The following is a 14921-nucleotide window of genomic DNA, read 5'->3' on the forward strand; positions in this document are numbered from 1 at the left end:
TTGGCCTCCTTCACTCCCGCAGGTAGCTGCTGCCCCTGTTGTATTCGCGATCCCCACCACGAATTCCTGCCACGAGCTTTCGAGCCACATCCACAACCCGCTGGTAGTCCCCGTCCGACAGGGAACCGTCCGTTGCCACCTGCAGCCAGATCACGCGCGGATCGCGCCGAAACCAAGAAAGTTGCCGCTTCACAAAGCGCCGCGTGTTGCGCTTAATTTGTGCAACCGCTTCCGCGTAGGAAAGGTCCCCATGAAGGAAGGCCGCTAATTCTTTATAGCCGATGGCTTGCAACGAAGTCAAGTCAGGGTGAAGCCCGGATTGCAAAAGGCCTTGCACTTCCGCCACCAGTCCGTCGGCCAGCATTTTGTCCACCCGTTCTTCAACGCGGCGGTACAAGGCCTGTCTATCCATCATCAGGCCGAATTGAACCGTGGCAAAACGGCCTTCGCGGTACCCGAAATCGTAGGTCGCCGACCACGGCTGCTGCCTGGTTTCAGCGACTTCCAAGGCGCGAATGACGCGCCGTGTGTCGTTGGGATGCAGGCGCGCCGCTGTCTTCTCGTCGATGCGGCGAAGCGCGGCGTACAGCGCCTCGTGACCGTGCTGGTCCAGGTACGCCCGCCACTTGCGACGAACCTGATCGCCGGTGTCTTGCGCAACAAAATCGAGATCGTCCGTGATGGCACGCACATACAGACCCGTTCCCCCGACCAAAAGGGGAAGACGACGGCGGGACGCAATGTCGCTGATCGCTTGTTCGGCCATTTCCTTCCATTGAACGGCCGTGAATCGATCTTGTGGATCCACCACGTCGATCAAATGATGAGGTACACCCGCCATGTCATCCTGAGTGAATTTCGCCGTGCCGATGTCCATGCCCCGGTACACCTGCATCGAATCGGCTGAGACAATCTCTCCCCCCACCTCGCGAGCCACCCGCACCGCGAGCTGACTTTTGCCGGTTGCAGTCGGGCCGACAATACAGAGCACCGGCCACCGCTTTGACCAATCATCCACTTGTGGCTCTGCCCCCTGTCTCCTCAACGCTTTCGCCACACTCCGTAGGCAAAACGAGCCGATGGCTTGTCCGGAAGGATACCGAATCGCTCAAACTCGCCGCTGCGCGGGCGCTCCTTCAGCACGACAGCCTTGCGCGCCACACGACAGGCTTCTCTCCATGCCCTGTCCGACAGCGGCTGTGGACTGGCGAACGGGCGTATGACATCCAGTGGCGTCGTTCTGTCGGGCGCCCGGCGGAACATGGGATCAAAATAGACCACGTCCACCGAATCGTCGGGGAGGCTCGACAGCCACTCCCCGTGTTCGCATTCCTGCACCTCAATCCTCGCCAGCGCCTTAGCCAAGCGCGGCTCATATCCATGCCGCTCGCGGATGGCCCAGGTGAACGTGCGGGCCAGCACAAACGACGACTCGCAGGCGACAACCCGGCCAGTGTCCGACACCCCCGCCGCCAGAACGAGGGCATCCACACCCATGCCCAGTGTCGCATCCAATACCGTATCGCCGGGGGCGATTCCGGCAGCCGTCAACAGCCGATCCGCCCGCCCCTGCTCCATCGCCTGCAACCGCAGCCAGGCCATCCCTGGGTGGAAGCGAAACGCATGCTGCAAATCCTGCGCATGATACCAAGTGGGCTCGGCATCCGCCACCAGCACAGCCGTCACCCCCTCCTCGCGCAGGATGCGAGCGAAGCTGCGATTCTTTCGCCGCACCGTACGTACACCGAACCAGGCGCCCATGCGTCGCGCCCGCTCCCACGTCTGCGCGGTCTCCTGCCATGGCGGCACGCAGACGGCGCCCCAAGTCTCCAACCCCGTCCAAACCGCATCAGACAATCCGTTTGAACCCCTTTTCCAAGTCCCGATTCGTCCACTTGAGCAAGACCGGCCGCCCATGCGGGCAGTGGAACGGGTCCTCCGCCTCCGCTAAAGACGCGCACAAGGCCTCCATCTCCGCAGCCGACAGACGCTGGTGAGCCTTCACAGCGGCTTTGCACGCGCGCGTGATGACGCGGTCTTGGATGACCTCGCGGACGTCCTGACCCGCTCCGTGTTCCTTGAGCGACTCCAGCACTTCCTCCGCCAAAGCCCCCGCGTCCAACCCCTCCCAGATCTCCGGCACCGTCCGCAGCACCACTTCCCGGCCCCCGAAGTCCTCCAACTCCAACCCCATCGCGGAGAGAACGCGGCGCTGTTCGGACACAAGAGCGCGCGCCGGCTCGCTCAGGGTCAGCGGAATCGGGGCCAGCAGCGGCAGGACGCGGATTTCATCCGCTTGCATCTGCGCTTTGAAGCGCTCGTACAGTACGCGTTCATGTGCCGCGTGCTGGTCAATCAAATACAGACTCTCTCCGTCCTCGGCGACGATATACGTGTTCAAAGCCTGTCCTATCGGGCGCAGTCGGGACAGCGCCCGGCGACGGTCCTGGGTGGTGAATGCGGCCGCCTCAAGAGGCTCCGCACCCGGGTTGCGATCCGCCCGTTCACCCGCCGCCTCCTCCGCTAACGGTGCGCCAGGCTGCTGCAGGCCCAGGGGCCCCGGCGCCTTGTGGGCCACATGTGGGTCCGCCGGCTCTGCGCTCGTCCCCTCCGTCCCGACAGCTCCATAGACCCGCTCCACCAGCTGCCCTTCCACTGACCGATCTGGGCGAGAAGGGGATCGACGGCCGCGGGAACTCTGAAACTCGGCCGGACGCTCCAGGGCCAGCTGCGATTGCCAACGAAATTCCCGCTGCTCCTTGTCCGCCTGCGCTTGCTCAGACGCACGGTGGGAAGCCGGGTACTTCATTTCCGGAACCAACAACACGCTGTCCAAAGCTGTGCGGACGCTGTCCTCCACAAGGCGCGTCACATCTCGCTCCTCGCTCAACCGCACCTCTGCCTTGTGAGGATGGATGTTCACGTCGACCAGGGTTGGATCCATGTGCAGTCGAATGACGTACATCGGATGGCGGTTGATCATCAACCGCCCCCGATATCCGGACACCACCGCCTGGTGCAGCAGGTGGTTGCGAATCGGCCGGTCGTTGATGAACAGATGGCCATGAGCGCGGTTGGAACGGCCCTGTTGCGGCCGCCCAACGAACCCGGTCAATCGATAGTCCGGCGTTTCGCCCACGAGCGGAAGGAATTGCTTCGCCTCCGCCGGGCCGTACAGCGCCGCCAGCACCTCCTCCAACCGGCCGTTGCCCGGGGTCTGAAAGACCAGGCGGCCGGCCGCCTCAAAACGGAAGGCCACATCGGGACGACCAAGGGCGGCCCGGTGCACCACCTCCAGGCACCGGGCCTGTTCTGTCGCCACCGCGCGCAGGTACTTCAGACGCGCCGGGGTATTGAAAAACAGGTCGCGCACCTCAATGCGGGTGCCAGGTGCCATGCCGACCGGCTCCGCTTCGCCTATCCATTGGCTCCCATGCATGCGCAACCTCACACCCGCATCGGCATCACGCAGGCGGGTGCAAAGTTCGACGCGGGCCACCGCCGCAATCGACGCCAGGGCCTCGCCGCGAAAACCGAGTGTGGTGATGTGAAACAGGTCCCGGGGGCTGCGCACCTTGCTCGTCGCGTGACGTGCAAACGCCAAGCGTGCGTCCTCCGCATCCATTCCGGAGCCGTCGTCCTGGACGACGATGCGTTCAATGCCGCCCTCATCCACCTGCACGACGATGCGGGACGCCCCCGCATCCAGACTGTTTTCCACCAGCTCCTTGACCACCGAGGCGGGTCGCTCCACCACCTCCCCGGCCGCAATCTGATTGGCCAGGGACGGGGGCATCACCTGAATGGATCCCATTCCAATACCTCCCTCGCCTCTTTGCACAGGGCATATAAGCGGTTGAGTGCCTCCAGCGGGGTCATCTCCAGCGGATTGAGCCGGGACATCTGCTCCAGCAACGACAGGGCGGCCGTCTGCGACAGCGGCACTGTCTGACTTGGCGTACCTGGCCCGGCTGGCGGTGTCGCAGGGGTGGCGGGCGCATCTGGATGCGCCGCTGCCGCCGCCTCATGCACACTGTCGCTTACGGTAACCGGGGCGCCTGCACGCTGTTCCCGCACGGCCAGGAGTTCACGCGCACGGGCAATCACATCGTCCGGAATCCCGGCCAATTGGGCAACCTGGATCCCATAGCTTTTATCTGCCGGGCGGTCCACCACCGTATGCAGAAACTCTATCGTATCGCCCCGCTCATGCACCGCCACGGAGGCGTTGACGACCTTTGACAACCGCTCCGCCGCGTCGGTCAGTTCATGGTAGTGGGTAGCAAACAGCACCAACGGCGAGAGACTGGGCCGCAGCAGGCTTTCCATCACCGCCTCCGCGATGCACAGGCCGTCGTACGTACTCGTACCGCGTCCGATTTCGTCCAACAGGACGAGACTCCTCGGGGTGGCCTCACGGAGAATCTGCGCCAGCTCCACCATCTCCACCATGAAGGTACTCTGTCCTTGGGACAGGTCGTCCGATGCCCCGATGCGGGTGAAAATACGGTCCACCAAGCCAATCTCGGCGGCCTCGGCGGGCACAAAGCAGCCCATCTGCGCCAACACCACGATCAGGGCGACCTGCCGCATGTATGTACTTTTCCCCGCCATGTTGGGGCCGGTCAGCAGAATCAATTGCCGGTCTCCATCCAGGTGGACGTCGTTGGGCACAAACGATCCGTTGGGCAACATCGCTTCGACTGTGGCGTGCCGTCCCTGGCGAATGTGGATGCCGCGGTCTTCGCGGATGCGGGGACGCACATACCGGTTGTCCGCGGAGACGCTGGCCAGGGCCACCAGGACGTCGACCTCTGCCAAGGCCGAGGCCACTGCCTGTACATCGTCCAGGCGCCGGAGGACACGTTCCCGCAGCTGCACAAACAGTTCATATTCCCGCTCCGTCGCTCGCTCCTCGGCGCCCAAAATGCGCGACTCCTGTTCCTTGAGCGCCGGCACCACATACCTCTCCGCAGCCGCCAGGGTTTGGCGTCGCTCATACTCTCGCGGGACCAGGTGCGCGTTGGCCTTGGAGACCTCGATGTAATACCCAAACACGCGGTTGTACCCGACTTTCAGCGACTTGACGCCGGTGCGTTCACGCTCTTGCTGTTCGAAGGCGGCCAGCCAAGCCTTGCCCCCCTTGGCCAAGGCTCGCAACTCGTCCAATTCGGCGTCCACACCCTCGCGGATGATGCCCCCTTCGCGCAGGTGCACGGGCGGATCGTCCACAAGGGAGGACAGGATATCCTCCGCCAAATCCGAGACGTCGGGCAACCCACGCAGCAACCGCTGCACCATCCCGGTTTCAACAGTCGCCAGCTTGGCGTGCACTTCCGGCACCACCCGCAAAGACTTGGCCAGAGCCAGCAGATCCCGAGCCTGGGCGGTCTGAAAAGACACCTTGGCGGCAAGCCGCTCCAGGTCGTACACCTGACCCAGCAGCATCTGCAACTCACTGCGCAGCATCATCTCCTGGACCAAGGCCTCCACCGCGTCCAACCGCTCTTCGATGGCTCTGACCTCACACAGCGGCCGCTCAATCCAGTGCCCCAACAGACGAGTTCCCATGGCCGTACGGGTCTTGGCCAGCAGCCCAAACAGCGAACCCTGCCGCTTGTGGGTTCGCGCCGTTTCCAACAGTTCCAAGTGGTAGCGGGCGGTCGCGTCGAGGACCAAACACTTCTCTTCCCGCAGCCCGCGTGGCGCTTTCAGATGGCGCAGGTTCTGCTTCTGTGTCTCTTCCAAGTAAGCGAGCAAGAATCCGAGCGCGCTTACGGCCGCGCCACTTTCGAGCGACCGTGAGCTTGTCCGATGATCCGCAAACTGACGCAACACCCGCTGTTCCAAGAAAGTCTCGGATTCGCGCAGGTCCCGTACGGTCATCCGTACGCCGGTGCGCTTCTGCCAATCGGCCAACCAGCCCCAATCGTCCGCGGCCTGCGTAACCAGCACCTCCGCGGGCGGCCATTGCAGCAAGGTCTGCAGGACCTCATCCACCCCGGTGGGCTCATCTACCAGTACATCGCCCGTGCCGACGTCCACAAGCGCCATTCCATAGCGGCCTCGCCGCTCCACGATGGCGGTCAAAAAGCGGTGGCCGACTTCGTCGTCGCGCACGCTGGTTCCAGGTGTGATGACCCGGACAACTTCACGGCGGACCAGTCCCTTGGCCTGCTTGGGGTCTTCCGTCTGTTCACAGATAGCGACCGAGTAGCCGTGGTCCACCAAGCGAGCGATGTATTGATCCGCGCTGTGAAACGGAACCCCGCACATGGGAACACGGCCAGCGCTCCCTGCGTCACGCCCCGTCAGCGTGATATCCAGGATGCGGCTGGCCGTCTCCGCGTCGTCAAAAAACAGTTCGTAAAAGTCTCCCAGGCGAAACATCAACAAGGCGTCTTGATGCTGCCGCTTCATCTCCTGGTACTGCTTCATCATCGGCGTTAAGGACATAAAGCTGCCTCCATGGATGCCCGTGATTTTGCGGCCAATCGCCAACTTCTAGCGCTTGCCGCAGTCACATCCCTGGCCGCCATGCCCGCGACCACAACCCTGGCGCGGCCCCTGCTCCACCGGAAGCACCTGGCCCAGACGGGCCAACAACACGGAAATCACGCCCTGCAAGCATTCGTTCAGCTCCGCTTGCGCTTCCTTGTACTGCATAGCCACAGGAATTTTCCAAAGCTCGTCCTCGATCTCCTGCACCTCAAGGTCGGCCAACATCACCTTCGGGTGGTCGGAAGCCAGGCGCTGCTTGAGAATCAAGCTCTGGTTTGTCTTGAGCTTGAGCTCCTCAAACAGCTGCTGGGCCCGCTGATGGTGTTTCATTTTCTGCTTTGCCTGCCAAAAACGTGCGTACGCATCCATGCTGGCGATTTGTTTCGCGATGGCGTCCGCCTTGGCCAGAATCGACTCCCGGTGGACCTGAATTGCTAGGGGAGCACCCATTATGCCAGTCCCTCCTCACCGGCGTCTGCGCCGGACTCGACGCTGACCAGCCGGCCCGCCAACGTCCAGGTTTTGGCTTCCGTGATTTCCACTTGTGCCAAGCGGCCGGTCCAGACCGGATTGCCCGGGAACAACACCAATTTATTGCCCCGCGTGCGTCCCGACAGGACCGCCGCGTTGGTCTTGCTCTGCCCTTCCACCAAAACCTCGACCGTCCGCCCGACCATTTGCTCGTTCAACTCCCGGCTGATCCGATACTGAAGCTCGTTCAGCCGGAACAGACGCTGCTTTTTCTCCTCCGGGGACACATCGTCGACAAACCGCGTCGCCGGTGTGTTCTCACGCGGCGAATAGATGAAAGTGAAGGCATTGTCAAAGCGCACCTGCTCCACCAAGCTCAGCGTGTCCGCGAACTGCTCCTCGGTTTCGCCCGGAAAACCGACGATGATGTCCGTGGTCAATTGCACGCCTGGGACCGCCGCGCGGATTTTGTCTACCAGGGCCAGGTAATACTCACGGGTGTAGGTGCGGTTCATGCGCTTGAGCACCTGATTGTTGCCGGACTGAACCGGAAGGTGAATGTGCTCCACCACGTGTTCCGATTCGGCGATGGCGGCCATCAGTTCATCAGTAAAGTTCCACGGGTTGGACGTCGTGAAGCGAATGCGCTCGATGCCCGGGATGTTGTTGACGCGGCGAAGCAGCTCGGCAAAGGTCACATCCCCTAGGTCCACGCCGTAGTCGTTGACGTTTTGCCCAAGCAGCGTCACTTCCCGGAACCCCTCGGAGACCAGTTGTTCTACCTCTGACACGATATCCTCGGGCCGTCGGCTGCGCTCTGCGCCGCGGGTGTAGGGAACGATGCAGTATGTGCAAAACTTGTTGCACCCGTATTGAATGTTCACCCACGCGCGCGTCCGGTCCTTGCGCAGCTTGGGTAGCTGCTCCACCGCGGCCGCAGCCTGGTCCCAGACCTCCATGACCGTGTCCTGGCTTTCTCGCGCCCTTGTCAACAACTCGGGCAGGCGATGGATGTTGTGCGTACCAAAGACCAGGTCGACCCAGGGAAACTTGTCCAAAACCATCGCCTGCACACTCTCCTCCTGGGCCATGCAGCCGCACAGCCCCAGGATGAGTCCCGGGTTTGTCGCCTTTAAGGGCCGCAGCCGACCGATTTCCCCAAACACTTTGTCCTCAGCGTTCTCACGCACCGCGCAGGTGTTGAACAAGATAAAATCGGCCGACTCCACATCGTCTGCCGGCTGGTATCCCATGGTCTGCAGGAGACCGGCCATCATCTCCGTGTCATGCTCATTCATCTGGCAGCCGTAGGTCTTGATCAGAAACCGGTACGGCTGTCCCCCTGGCTTCGTGCCCACCGCGTACTTGCGCGCGACAGCCTCGACGTCAAATTGAATATAATCGACGGGGCGCGGCCGATGGGTGTTGAAGGCGATGCCCTTGCCGGGTACCAATCGGCCTTCCCGAAGTTGTTGAATGCGGTTCTCCATGCGCTCCCCCTCCTATGGCGGATGACCTCCGGCGCATCTGCGCCGGCCCGCTCATGGGTCTCGCGATAGGGCCGCAGCTCTGCGGCAATATCTTTTATTATACCAGAGCGCACATCGGATAGGATCCTGCAACCCCGGCTGTCTGCACCTACCTGCTGCTATGCTCCGGGGCTGCAGCCGCCAGTTCAGCCAGGTGCGTGAGGGTGCCGCGCAAGCCTTGGCGCCAGATTTCCGGTTCGTCGAACTTCATCGGTTTGGAGTTGGCCTCAAAGAACCACAGGTTGCCCTCTCGGTCGATGCCGATATCCATCGACATTTCGCCCAACTGTTCCCGATAGTGTTGATCAATCCGCTTCGCACACGCGCAGGCCATCCGTTCCAGCGCACGGGCAATCTGTCCCCTACGGGACGCGAAGTGATGGTCAAGCACCGAATCTGCGTCGACGATGAACCCGCCATTGGGAACGTGGGTGGTGATGACACCGTCTCCGGCGGCCCGGACACCCACGCCGACAACGCGCCAGAGGCCGCTTTGCTTCTGCAGCAAGACGCGAAAGTCGCACGGGTGGCCGCGCCAGTCGAGCAACGGCTTGGCGGCCTGCATCACGTAGGCGCCACCGATACGCTCACGCTCCACCAGCTGCCGCACCTCCGCCAGGCTGGATGCGTGTAGGCTCTTGGTGCGCCCTTTTTTCAAAACCTGCACGCGATACCCTGAATGGGTCCGCTCGACACGTATCATGCCGTGTCCCATACTCCCGCCCACCGGTTTCAGGTACACCCCGGGATGCTGCGCCAGCATGCGCGCGAGTGCCGCCGAGGTGATGGAAAACGTGGATTGAGGAAGGTAATGAGACAGTTCCGACTCCGCGAGCACACGGTAGAGCACGGCTTTGTTGAAATACTCCGGGTTGAACATAGGGATGCCCCGGTCGCGCAGGGTCTGCCGGGCCCGCACCGCCGCTGGCGATTGCTCCAGGTGGCGCTGAGGGATGCGGTTGTAGACAGCCTGGGGCTGCGGGCAAGGAAGTTCTCGCCAGACACCGGATCGGATACGGACAAAGCCCGACCATGTGCCTTCCCCGTCGACGTGGTCGTCGGGCAAAACATACACAAACTGGTCTTGGCCCCTGGCTATCCGTATCAGGTCGCGAAAGTGCGCGCGGTTGCCGACAAATTTGCCATCCCTCCCGCCGGCCAGAATCGCGAATACCGGGCCCGCCTCGGCCACACCGTCGTCCAGTCGCTGCCACGCCACCGGAGCGCTGAACACCACGCGCCCGGGAACGGATTCGTAGCACGGTAGAAGCAGATTGGACACGCGCACACGCTGAGGGACGGGCACCGCCCGTTGGCGCCGCGAGCCCCGCGAACGCCGCCACAGCACCGCCATCTCCAGTCGACCCCCGCGGTCCAACCAAACCAATCGTGGCCCTGCTCCGCGCACCATGGGCTTCACCTCCCGTCTATCCCTTCAGCCTGGAACCGCCGCGCGCACCCGTACCCGGCGGCCTCCAGTGGCCACCTTCGCCAACGGAATATCCCAGACCACCCGCACGTCCACAGACTCATCCCAGACTTCGTCCCGTTCAATCATCTCAATCAATGGCTGAATGTAATCGCGATAACGTTCGAACACCGGCAGACCGGACAGGTTTGCCAGGTTGCGCAGCGCAATCGCCCGCAGCTCTGTCGCATCCGCACGGTAAAAGGCGGTCTGCAGGTGGGCGTCGTACATGTCGACGACCGGCAGCTCCCGGTGATGCGCCGCCAGGACGCACGCGAGGCATAGAGCCGCCGTGGTCACGTCGCGATCCACAAGGAAGCTCGCGGGGGTACGGTATTCAAAACCCCAGCTTTTATAACGCACGTCCCCCAAAAACCCGTATCGCGGCCGCCGCAGCACCGACGTCTCCGGATTCTCGACCAACACCAGGGGCAGGCCCAGGTAGTTGTCGAGGACGCGCACAAAGTGGCTGGACAGAGGAACATGGGAAAAATGAATGTGGCCGCCGGTGCAATACGGTCGAAAGGGCATGCTGCCCGCCCGCCACTCCACACCTCTGCGATTGATAGTCAGAGCCGCTTCCGTCATCAGGTCGCGCAGGCGGTTGACCACCACCAGCGGGTTGCTGTCCGGATCTGGACGCAATTCCAAGAGCGGCAACCGTCTCCCGTCCATGCGAACACTCCGGTCATCACAGCCAATGGGACCTCTGCGGCCGAAGTACTTGCTGGCCAGCACCATTTTTCCTGCGGGATTGCGCAGCATCAGTTCCATGTCGGTGCCAAGCTGGACGCCGTTGTACGTATCCGGCGCCTGCTCCTCGCTGCGCACGAAGGCTTCCACCGCGTCCGCGAACAGTTCCAGCAACCTGCCCGTGAGGACCGGGGTCGGCGTCACGTCCAGCACAGAGAGCATTCCCTTGCCGGACACCCCGATGCTGACCAGTCCAAAGTCCAGCCCCAGCGCGTGCACCGTCCGCATCGCCAAGCGGATCGCCCGTCGTGTCAAGCGCTCTTCCTCCAGTGGCACCTCGGCAAACGACTCCTGGACGCGCTGAATGCGTTGGTTAATCCATGCGGAACCACTGTCGCTGCGGAAGCAGGCCAACGGCGCCATGTTGAACACCGGAATGCGAAACTGGCTGTGAAACCGCTCCTCTCCGTCATCGCGAGTGTGTTCGCGGGCCGCGCGAATCCCGACCCGACGCAGGAAGCGTGTCATAGCCACCCGGGAACGCGTACGGGCAACCGCTTGGGCGGGGTTGAGGACGCGGCCCAGGACCGGATCAGTTTCCCGCGCCGCCCCCCAGCGCAGGACCACATCCTTGGCTCCCACCGCGCTGGCGGAGACGTATGCCCGCAAGGCGCCGATCCGCCGCAAGAGCCTTTTGGCGGAGGGCTGCCCCGCATGCAACAAATAGCAGGCCATGCGCGATTTCCCCTTTCCCAGACGGAAGTCTAAATCTGCTTGGCCACTCGCATCGCGTATTGCATCGGCCTGGTGAAAGCCAGCTCGGTCAATTCCTGGCGTCCTCTGGACGTCTGAGGTGTCCTCCAAGGCTTGGAGTTGACCTCTATCACCCACACCCGTCCTCCCTGATCAATCCCTAAATCGATGCCCAGCTCCGCAAACGACTTGTCAGCCCCCCATTCCACCACGTCGACCACCTCCCTGGCGGTACGACGGATTTTGTGCAACAGCCGCCCCGTCTTGGCTCCCCGGCCGGCAATCTGGGAAAGCACGGCGGGCACCGGCTGCGCCTCCCCGCCGCTGCTCAGATTGGAGGTGACCTCTCCCGACCTGGCCACGCGGGCAAACATTTTGGTGCGGCGCCACTCGCCGCTTCCGTCCCGCTGCATCAAGATGCGAATGTCAAACGGCCGCTGGTGCACGGTCGCTAACACCAGCCCCTGTTGCAACAGGTAGGGCCGAGATTGGAGCCGCGGCTTCAAGCGCTCAACCAGTTCCTCGGCGCTGGCAGCAAAGGCGCCCTGGGCGGGGGCGTGCTTGCGCCGCATGGTCCAGTGATACCCATCGCCGCTGCGTTCCACCCGGATGACCCCGAGCCCCAAGCTTCCATGCACCGGTTTCAAGTACGTCAACGGAAAACGGGCAATGAACCCCGCGGCGGCGGCCGGCGTTGTGTAACGAACAGTCAACGGCACCCAAGCGCGAGTGCGCCGATTGGCCGTCAACCATTCGTGCACCTGCCACTTATCGAAGAATCCATCGTTGAAGATGCGCTCCCCGTACATTTTCGACAACTCCCGCCGCACCTTGGCCGCTCCCGAGCGGCGCTCAACTTTGCGCGAGACGACCTGGTCATAAATCACGTCCGGCATCGGCAACTCAGTGGGTTCCCACCGGTCAGCCCGCCGCACGTAACCGATAATCCGTCCCTTTTTCACATCCACGTCGTCCGCGCGGAACAGGCAGCATACGGCCCCATTAGCGGCGGCGGCGTCCGCCAGTTTGTCGAGCACAAGCTGCTGTTGGCTAGGCTTGAGACACGCTCTGCGCGCGTCCCAGCGGGGATTGCACAGGATGCCGATGATAGGACCAAGGCGCAGTTTCCCATTGACAAAGAAAGCAGTCAACTCATCCCGCAACTCCGTGATGCCGAGTTCCCGGGCAAGTTTACTGCTGACCTGGACGGCACCCTCTGGCACCGCGTCATCCACAGAGAGCGGTACGCTGAAGGTCCTGCCGGCGCACACAAGGTCGCACGATGCCGCTGCCCCCCCCAGCAGTCTCCGGGCCGTACGGGGATAGAGCCGCAGCAACGAATACGGACTCGGAAACCACTCCAGCGTCAGGCGCTCGTCCGCGTCCATCCGCTCCGCCCCTTTCCCATCAGGTCTGCTCCCGAAACCCGGCTGCGTTGATAGCATATTCGAGCCAGTTTCGTAATGACATTTCCCGGACATCGGTCCCCAGCAATCTAAGCATCCGCCTACCTGGAGTCAGATTGACTTCGAGCAGATAGACTTCGCCCTCCGGCGATATGGCCAGGTCAATGCCCAACTCGGCGAACGGATGGTGCAAGCGGGAGAGGTGACAAGCCACTTCCTTCACCACGTCGTCGCAAACCTGCAACAGCCTTGGTGCGTCCAGCCCCAGTTGATGCAACACCGATTCCGCCGCCGCTGGCCGGCCACCCGTATGCAGGTTGGTCGTCACCGCCCGTGCCTGGCCAATGCGGGCGATGCGCGCCGTCACCACGGGCTCAGGATTGAACTGCACCAGCCAGCGAAAGTCCACAGGTTGTCCGTCCGGCAACCGGCAAACAGGTATGGTCCGCTGCACGATGCATGGGGTCAGGCGGCGCATGTCCCAAAACCGCCGCACCGCCCGCTCGCCATCCAGACGCCGCCGCACCACTTCCATCTTCTTTCCGAACTGGGTCCGGCGCGTTCTGTGAAACGTGACCTCCCAGCTCTGGTGCCGCCGCAGCACATGAACAATGGCGGCACCGCGGGCGCGGCGCGTCGGCTTGACGTAGGCATCGCCCAGTTCGGCCGTTATGCGGACAATCTCATCCACGGACCGAGCTGGAAAGGTCAGTGGCAAATAAGAAGACAAACTGGGGGCCAGGGAAAGTTCCTGATGTATCCGCCATTTGTCGCCACATTCAGGTGCTAATGTGTGCAACAGACCGGCCGCAGCCAGTTGCCGCAACTCGCGGCGAGCCGTGGCTGGCGCAGAGGGAAAGCTGGCGGCCCGGCGGAGGACGATGTCCGGGAGAGGCACCGGCTGCGCCTTCCAGCGGCGGCTGTGCAGATGATACCGCCAGCCCATGCCCGTGTCCAAGAACCCCGGAGTCACCACCACCACGTCCACTCCGAGCTCTGCCCCCAATTCCACTAGGTCCTCAAACATCCGGGTTTGGGAAGCAAACGGTTGCCCGCCCGACACCTGGGTATACACCCCCAAACACGGCCCCAACCGCCACCCGTCCGCTTCGAGTTTGCGGTGCAAACACAGATTGGCCGGCAGCCGCAGCTGCCGGCTCACCCTTTCGCTCACTCGACAAGTCATTGGCTGGGTGGAGTCATGCGTAAGCGACGCAGTCTGGATAGGGGGTGGATTGAAAAGGGGCGCGATAGCGACCGTTCTGTCGCCGTAACGCACCGTGCGTGGCAAGGGCTCACTTCCCGCATCCATTTGCGTACCGGACAAATCCGTGTCGACCATGACCTTCAGCAGCATACGCACTCCTCCTTGCCGCTCCGGACAAAAAAGAGGGCGTTCCCACGCCCCGACGGTGCACGGCAGGTGTTCAGTCCTCCATCTCGACCTCTTCCAATACCTCGTCTTCTTCCGCAAAGTCGTCGTCCTTTTTTTCAGGCAATTCCGCCGTGACCACGCACAGTTTGGTCTGGCCAATCAGTTCGACCCCAATCTCCTTCTCCACGCGCACAAGAATCTCCGATCCGTTTCCGGTAATGGTGGCGTCGAGGCAATTGGGGCTCTGCAGAACCCGCACCTCGACCTGCCGACTGTCCCGCTCGCATGCGGCGTCCAGGTCGCGCAGGGCGATTTGCTCTACATACGAGACGGTATCCTTGGCAACCGCCGTCTCGGAGTTGCCATTGTACGAGTACCATACATTGATGTCGAAACGCCCGTGCACCTCGACATAGTCCCCCACCAACTCCGCGTCATAGTGGTGGTTCATCACCCAGCACCCGCCAATGGTGCTGGGACGGTTGGTCGGACGAACTGTGTACGTGGTTTGTGAATACTTGCTGCCACGCCCGCATACCGCGTTGGCGACGATCTCACGGTAATTCAAGTCTTTCGCTGAGAGTACCATGCGGCAACCTCCTTCTTTTCCCGGACTGTCAGCCGATTCACGCGCCGCCCCGCCCAGGCCGGGTTAGTTCATCAGTATGCAAGCTGCCCATGGGTGGTGCAAAAAAGGGCAGCGCCCGGAGGTATCCGGCACACTG

11 protein-coding genes are annotated in these 14921 nt (G+C 62.5%); all 11 read right to left on the reverse strand.

The features are described 5' to 3' along the window. Nucleotides 1–10: 10 nt before the first annotated feature. The gene (miaA, locus tag AK2_RS02890; protein ID WP_067931265.1) at nt 11–1018 is read right to left on the reverse strand and encodes a tRNA (adenosine(37)-N6)-dimethylallyltransferase MiaA; all 1008 of its coding nucleotides are present in this window, start codon (nt 1016–1018) and stop codon (nt 11–13) included. Nucleotides 1019–1041: 23 nt separating this feature from the next. Next, the gene (locus AK2_RS02895; RefSeq protein WP_067931267.1) at nt 1042–1857 is read right to left on the reverse strand and encodes a class I SAM-dependent methyltransferase; all 816 of its coding nucleotides are present in this window, start codon (nt 1855–1857) and stop codon (nt 1042–1044) included. After that, on the reverse strand, nt 1850–3814 hold the full coding sequence (mutL, locus tag AK2_RS02900) for a DNA mismatch repair endonuclease MutL (protein WP_245632740.1): 1965 nt from the start codon (nt 3812–3814) through the stop codon (nt 1850–1852). The genes AK2_RS02895 and mutL overlap by 8 nt, the downstream gene beginning before the upstream one ends. After that, on the reverse strand, nt 3796–6456 hold the full coding sequence (mutS, locus tag AK2_RS02905) for a DNA mismatch repair protein MutS (protein WP_067931270.1): 2661 nt from the start codon (nt 6454–6456) through the stop codon (nt 3796–3798). Before mutS ends, mutL begins: the two co-directional genes overlap by 19 nt. A gap of 48 nt (nt 6457–6504) precedes the next feature. Next, a complete protein-coding gene (locus AK2_RS02910) occupies nt 6505–6951 on the reverse strand; it encodes a YlbF/YmcA family competence regulator (RefSeq protein ID WP_067931272.1) in 447 nt (148 codons plus the stop codon). Beyond that, nucleotides 6951–8462, reverse strand: coding sequence for a tRNA (N6-isopentenyl adenosine(37)-C2)-methylthiotransferase MiaB (miaB, locus tag AK2_RS02915; RefSeq protein ID WP_067931274.1), 1512 nt, complete (start codon nt 8460–8462; stop codon nt 6951–6953). The genes AK2_RS02910 and miaB overlap by 1 nt, the downstream gene beginning before the upstream one ends. A gap of 148 nt (nt 8463–8610) precedes the next feature. Further along, entirely contained in the window at nt 8611–9912 is a 1302-nt protein-coding gene (locus tag AK2_RS02920; RefSeq protein ID WP_067931276.1) for a YheC/YheD family endospore coat-associated protein, read from the reverse strand. 24 nt (nt 9913–9936) lie between these two features. Continuing rightward, nucleotides 9937–11397: a putative amidoligase domain-containing protein gene (locus tag AK2_RS02925; RefSeq protein ID WP_067931278.1), complete on the reverse strand. Its 1461-nt coding sequence runs from the start codon at nt 11395–11397 to the stop codon at nt 9937–9939. Between the two features lie 29 nt (nt 11398–11426). Then, nucleotides 11427–12803: a YheC/YheD family endospore coat-associated protein gene (locus AK2_RS02930; protein WP_067931280.1), complete on the reverse strand. Its 1377-nt coding sequence runs from the start codon at nt 12801–12803 to the stop codon at nt 11427–11429. A gap of 19 nt (nt 12804–12822) precedes the next feature. Next, nucleotides 12823–14178 (reverse strand): YheC/YheD family protein, encoded by a 1356-nt coding sequence (locus AK2_RS02935; RefSeq protein WP_067931282.1) that lies wholly within the window; start codon nt 14176–14178, stop codon nt 12823–12825. A gap of 70 nt (nt 14179–14248) precedes the next feature. Then, nucleotides 14249–14785, reverse strand: a complete 537-nt coding sequence (gene cotE / locus AK2_RS02940) for an outer spore coat protein CotE (RefSeq protein ID WP_067931284.1) — start codon at nt 14783–14785, stop codon at nt 14249–14251. Nucleotides 14786–14921 lie beyond the last annotated feature (136 nt).

Origin of the sequence: Alicyclobacillus kakegawensis NBRC 103104 (genome assembly GCF_001552655.1) — a bacterium.
GTDB classification, from domain to species: domain Bacteria; phylum Bacillota; class Bacilli; order Alicyclobacillales; family Alicyclobacillaceae; genus Alicyclobacillus_G; species Alicyclobacillus_G kakegawensis.

Excerpts from the sequence above, each read along its gene's own strand:
- mutS (WP_067931270.1), bottom strand. The coding sequence starts at position 6,456 with ATGTCCTTAACGCCGATGATGAAGCAGTACCAGGAGATGAAGCGGCAG.
- AK2_RS02920 (WP_067931276.1), bottom strand. The coding sequence starts at position 9,912 with ATGGTGCGCGGAGCAGGGCCACGATTGGTTTGGTTGGACCGCGGGGGT.
- AK2_RS02910 (WP_067931272.1), bottom strand. The coding sequence starts at position 6,951 with ATGGGTGCTCCCCTAGCAATTCAGGTCCACCGGGAGTCGATTCTGGCC.
- AK2_RS02925 (WP_067931278.1), bottom strand. The coding sequence starts at position 11,397 with ATGGCCTGCTATTTGTTGCATGCGGGGCAGCCCTCCGCCAAAAGGCTC.
- miaB (WP_067931274.1), bottom strand. The coding sequence starts at position 8,462 with ATGGAGAACCGCATTCAACAACTTCGGGAAGGCCGATTGGTACCCGGC.
- mutL (WP_245632740.1), bottom strand. The coding sequence starts at position 3,814 with ATGGGATCCATTCAGGTGATGCCCCCGTCCCTGGCCAATCAGATTGCG.
- AK2_RS02935 (WP_067931282.1), bottom strand. The coding sequence starts at position 14,178 with ATGCTGCTGAAGGTCATGGTCGACACGGATTTGTCCGGTACGCAAATG.
- AK2_RS02930 (WP_067931280.1), bottom strand. The coding sequence starts at position 12,803 with ATGGACGCGGACGAGCGCCTGACGCTGGAGTGGTTTCCGAGTCCGTAT.
- cotE (WP_067931284.1), bottom strand. The coding sequence starts at position 14,785 with ATGGTACTCTCAGCGAAAGACTTGAATTACCGTGAGATCGTCGCCAAC.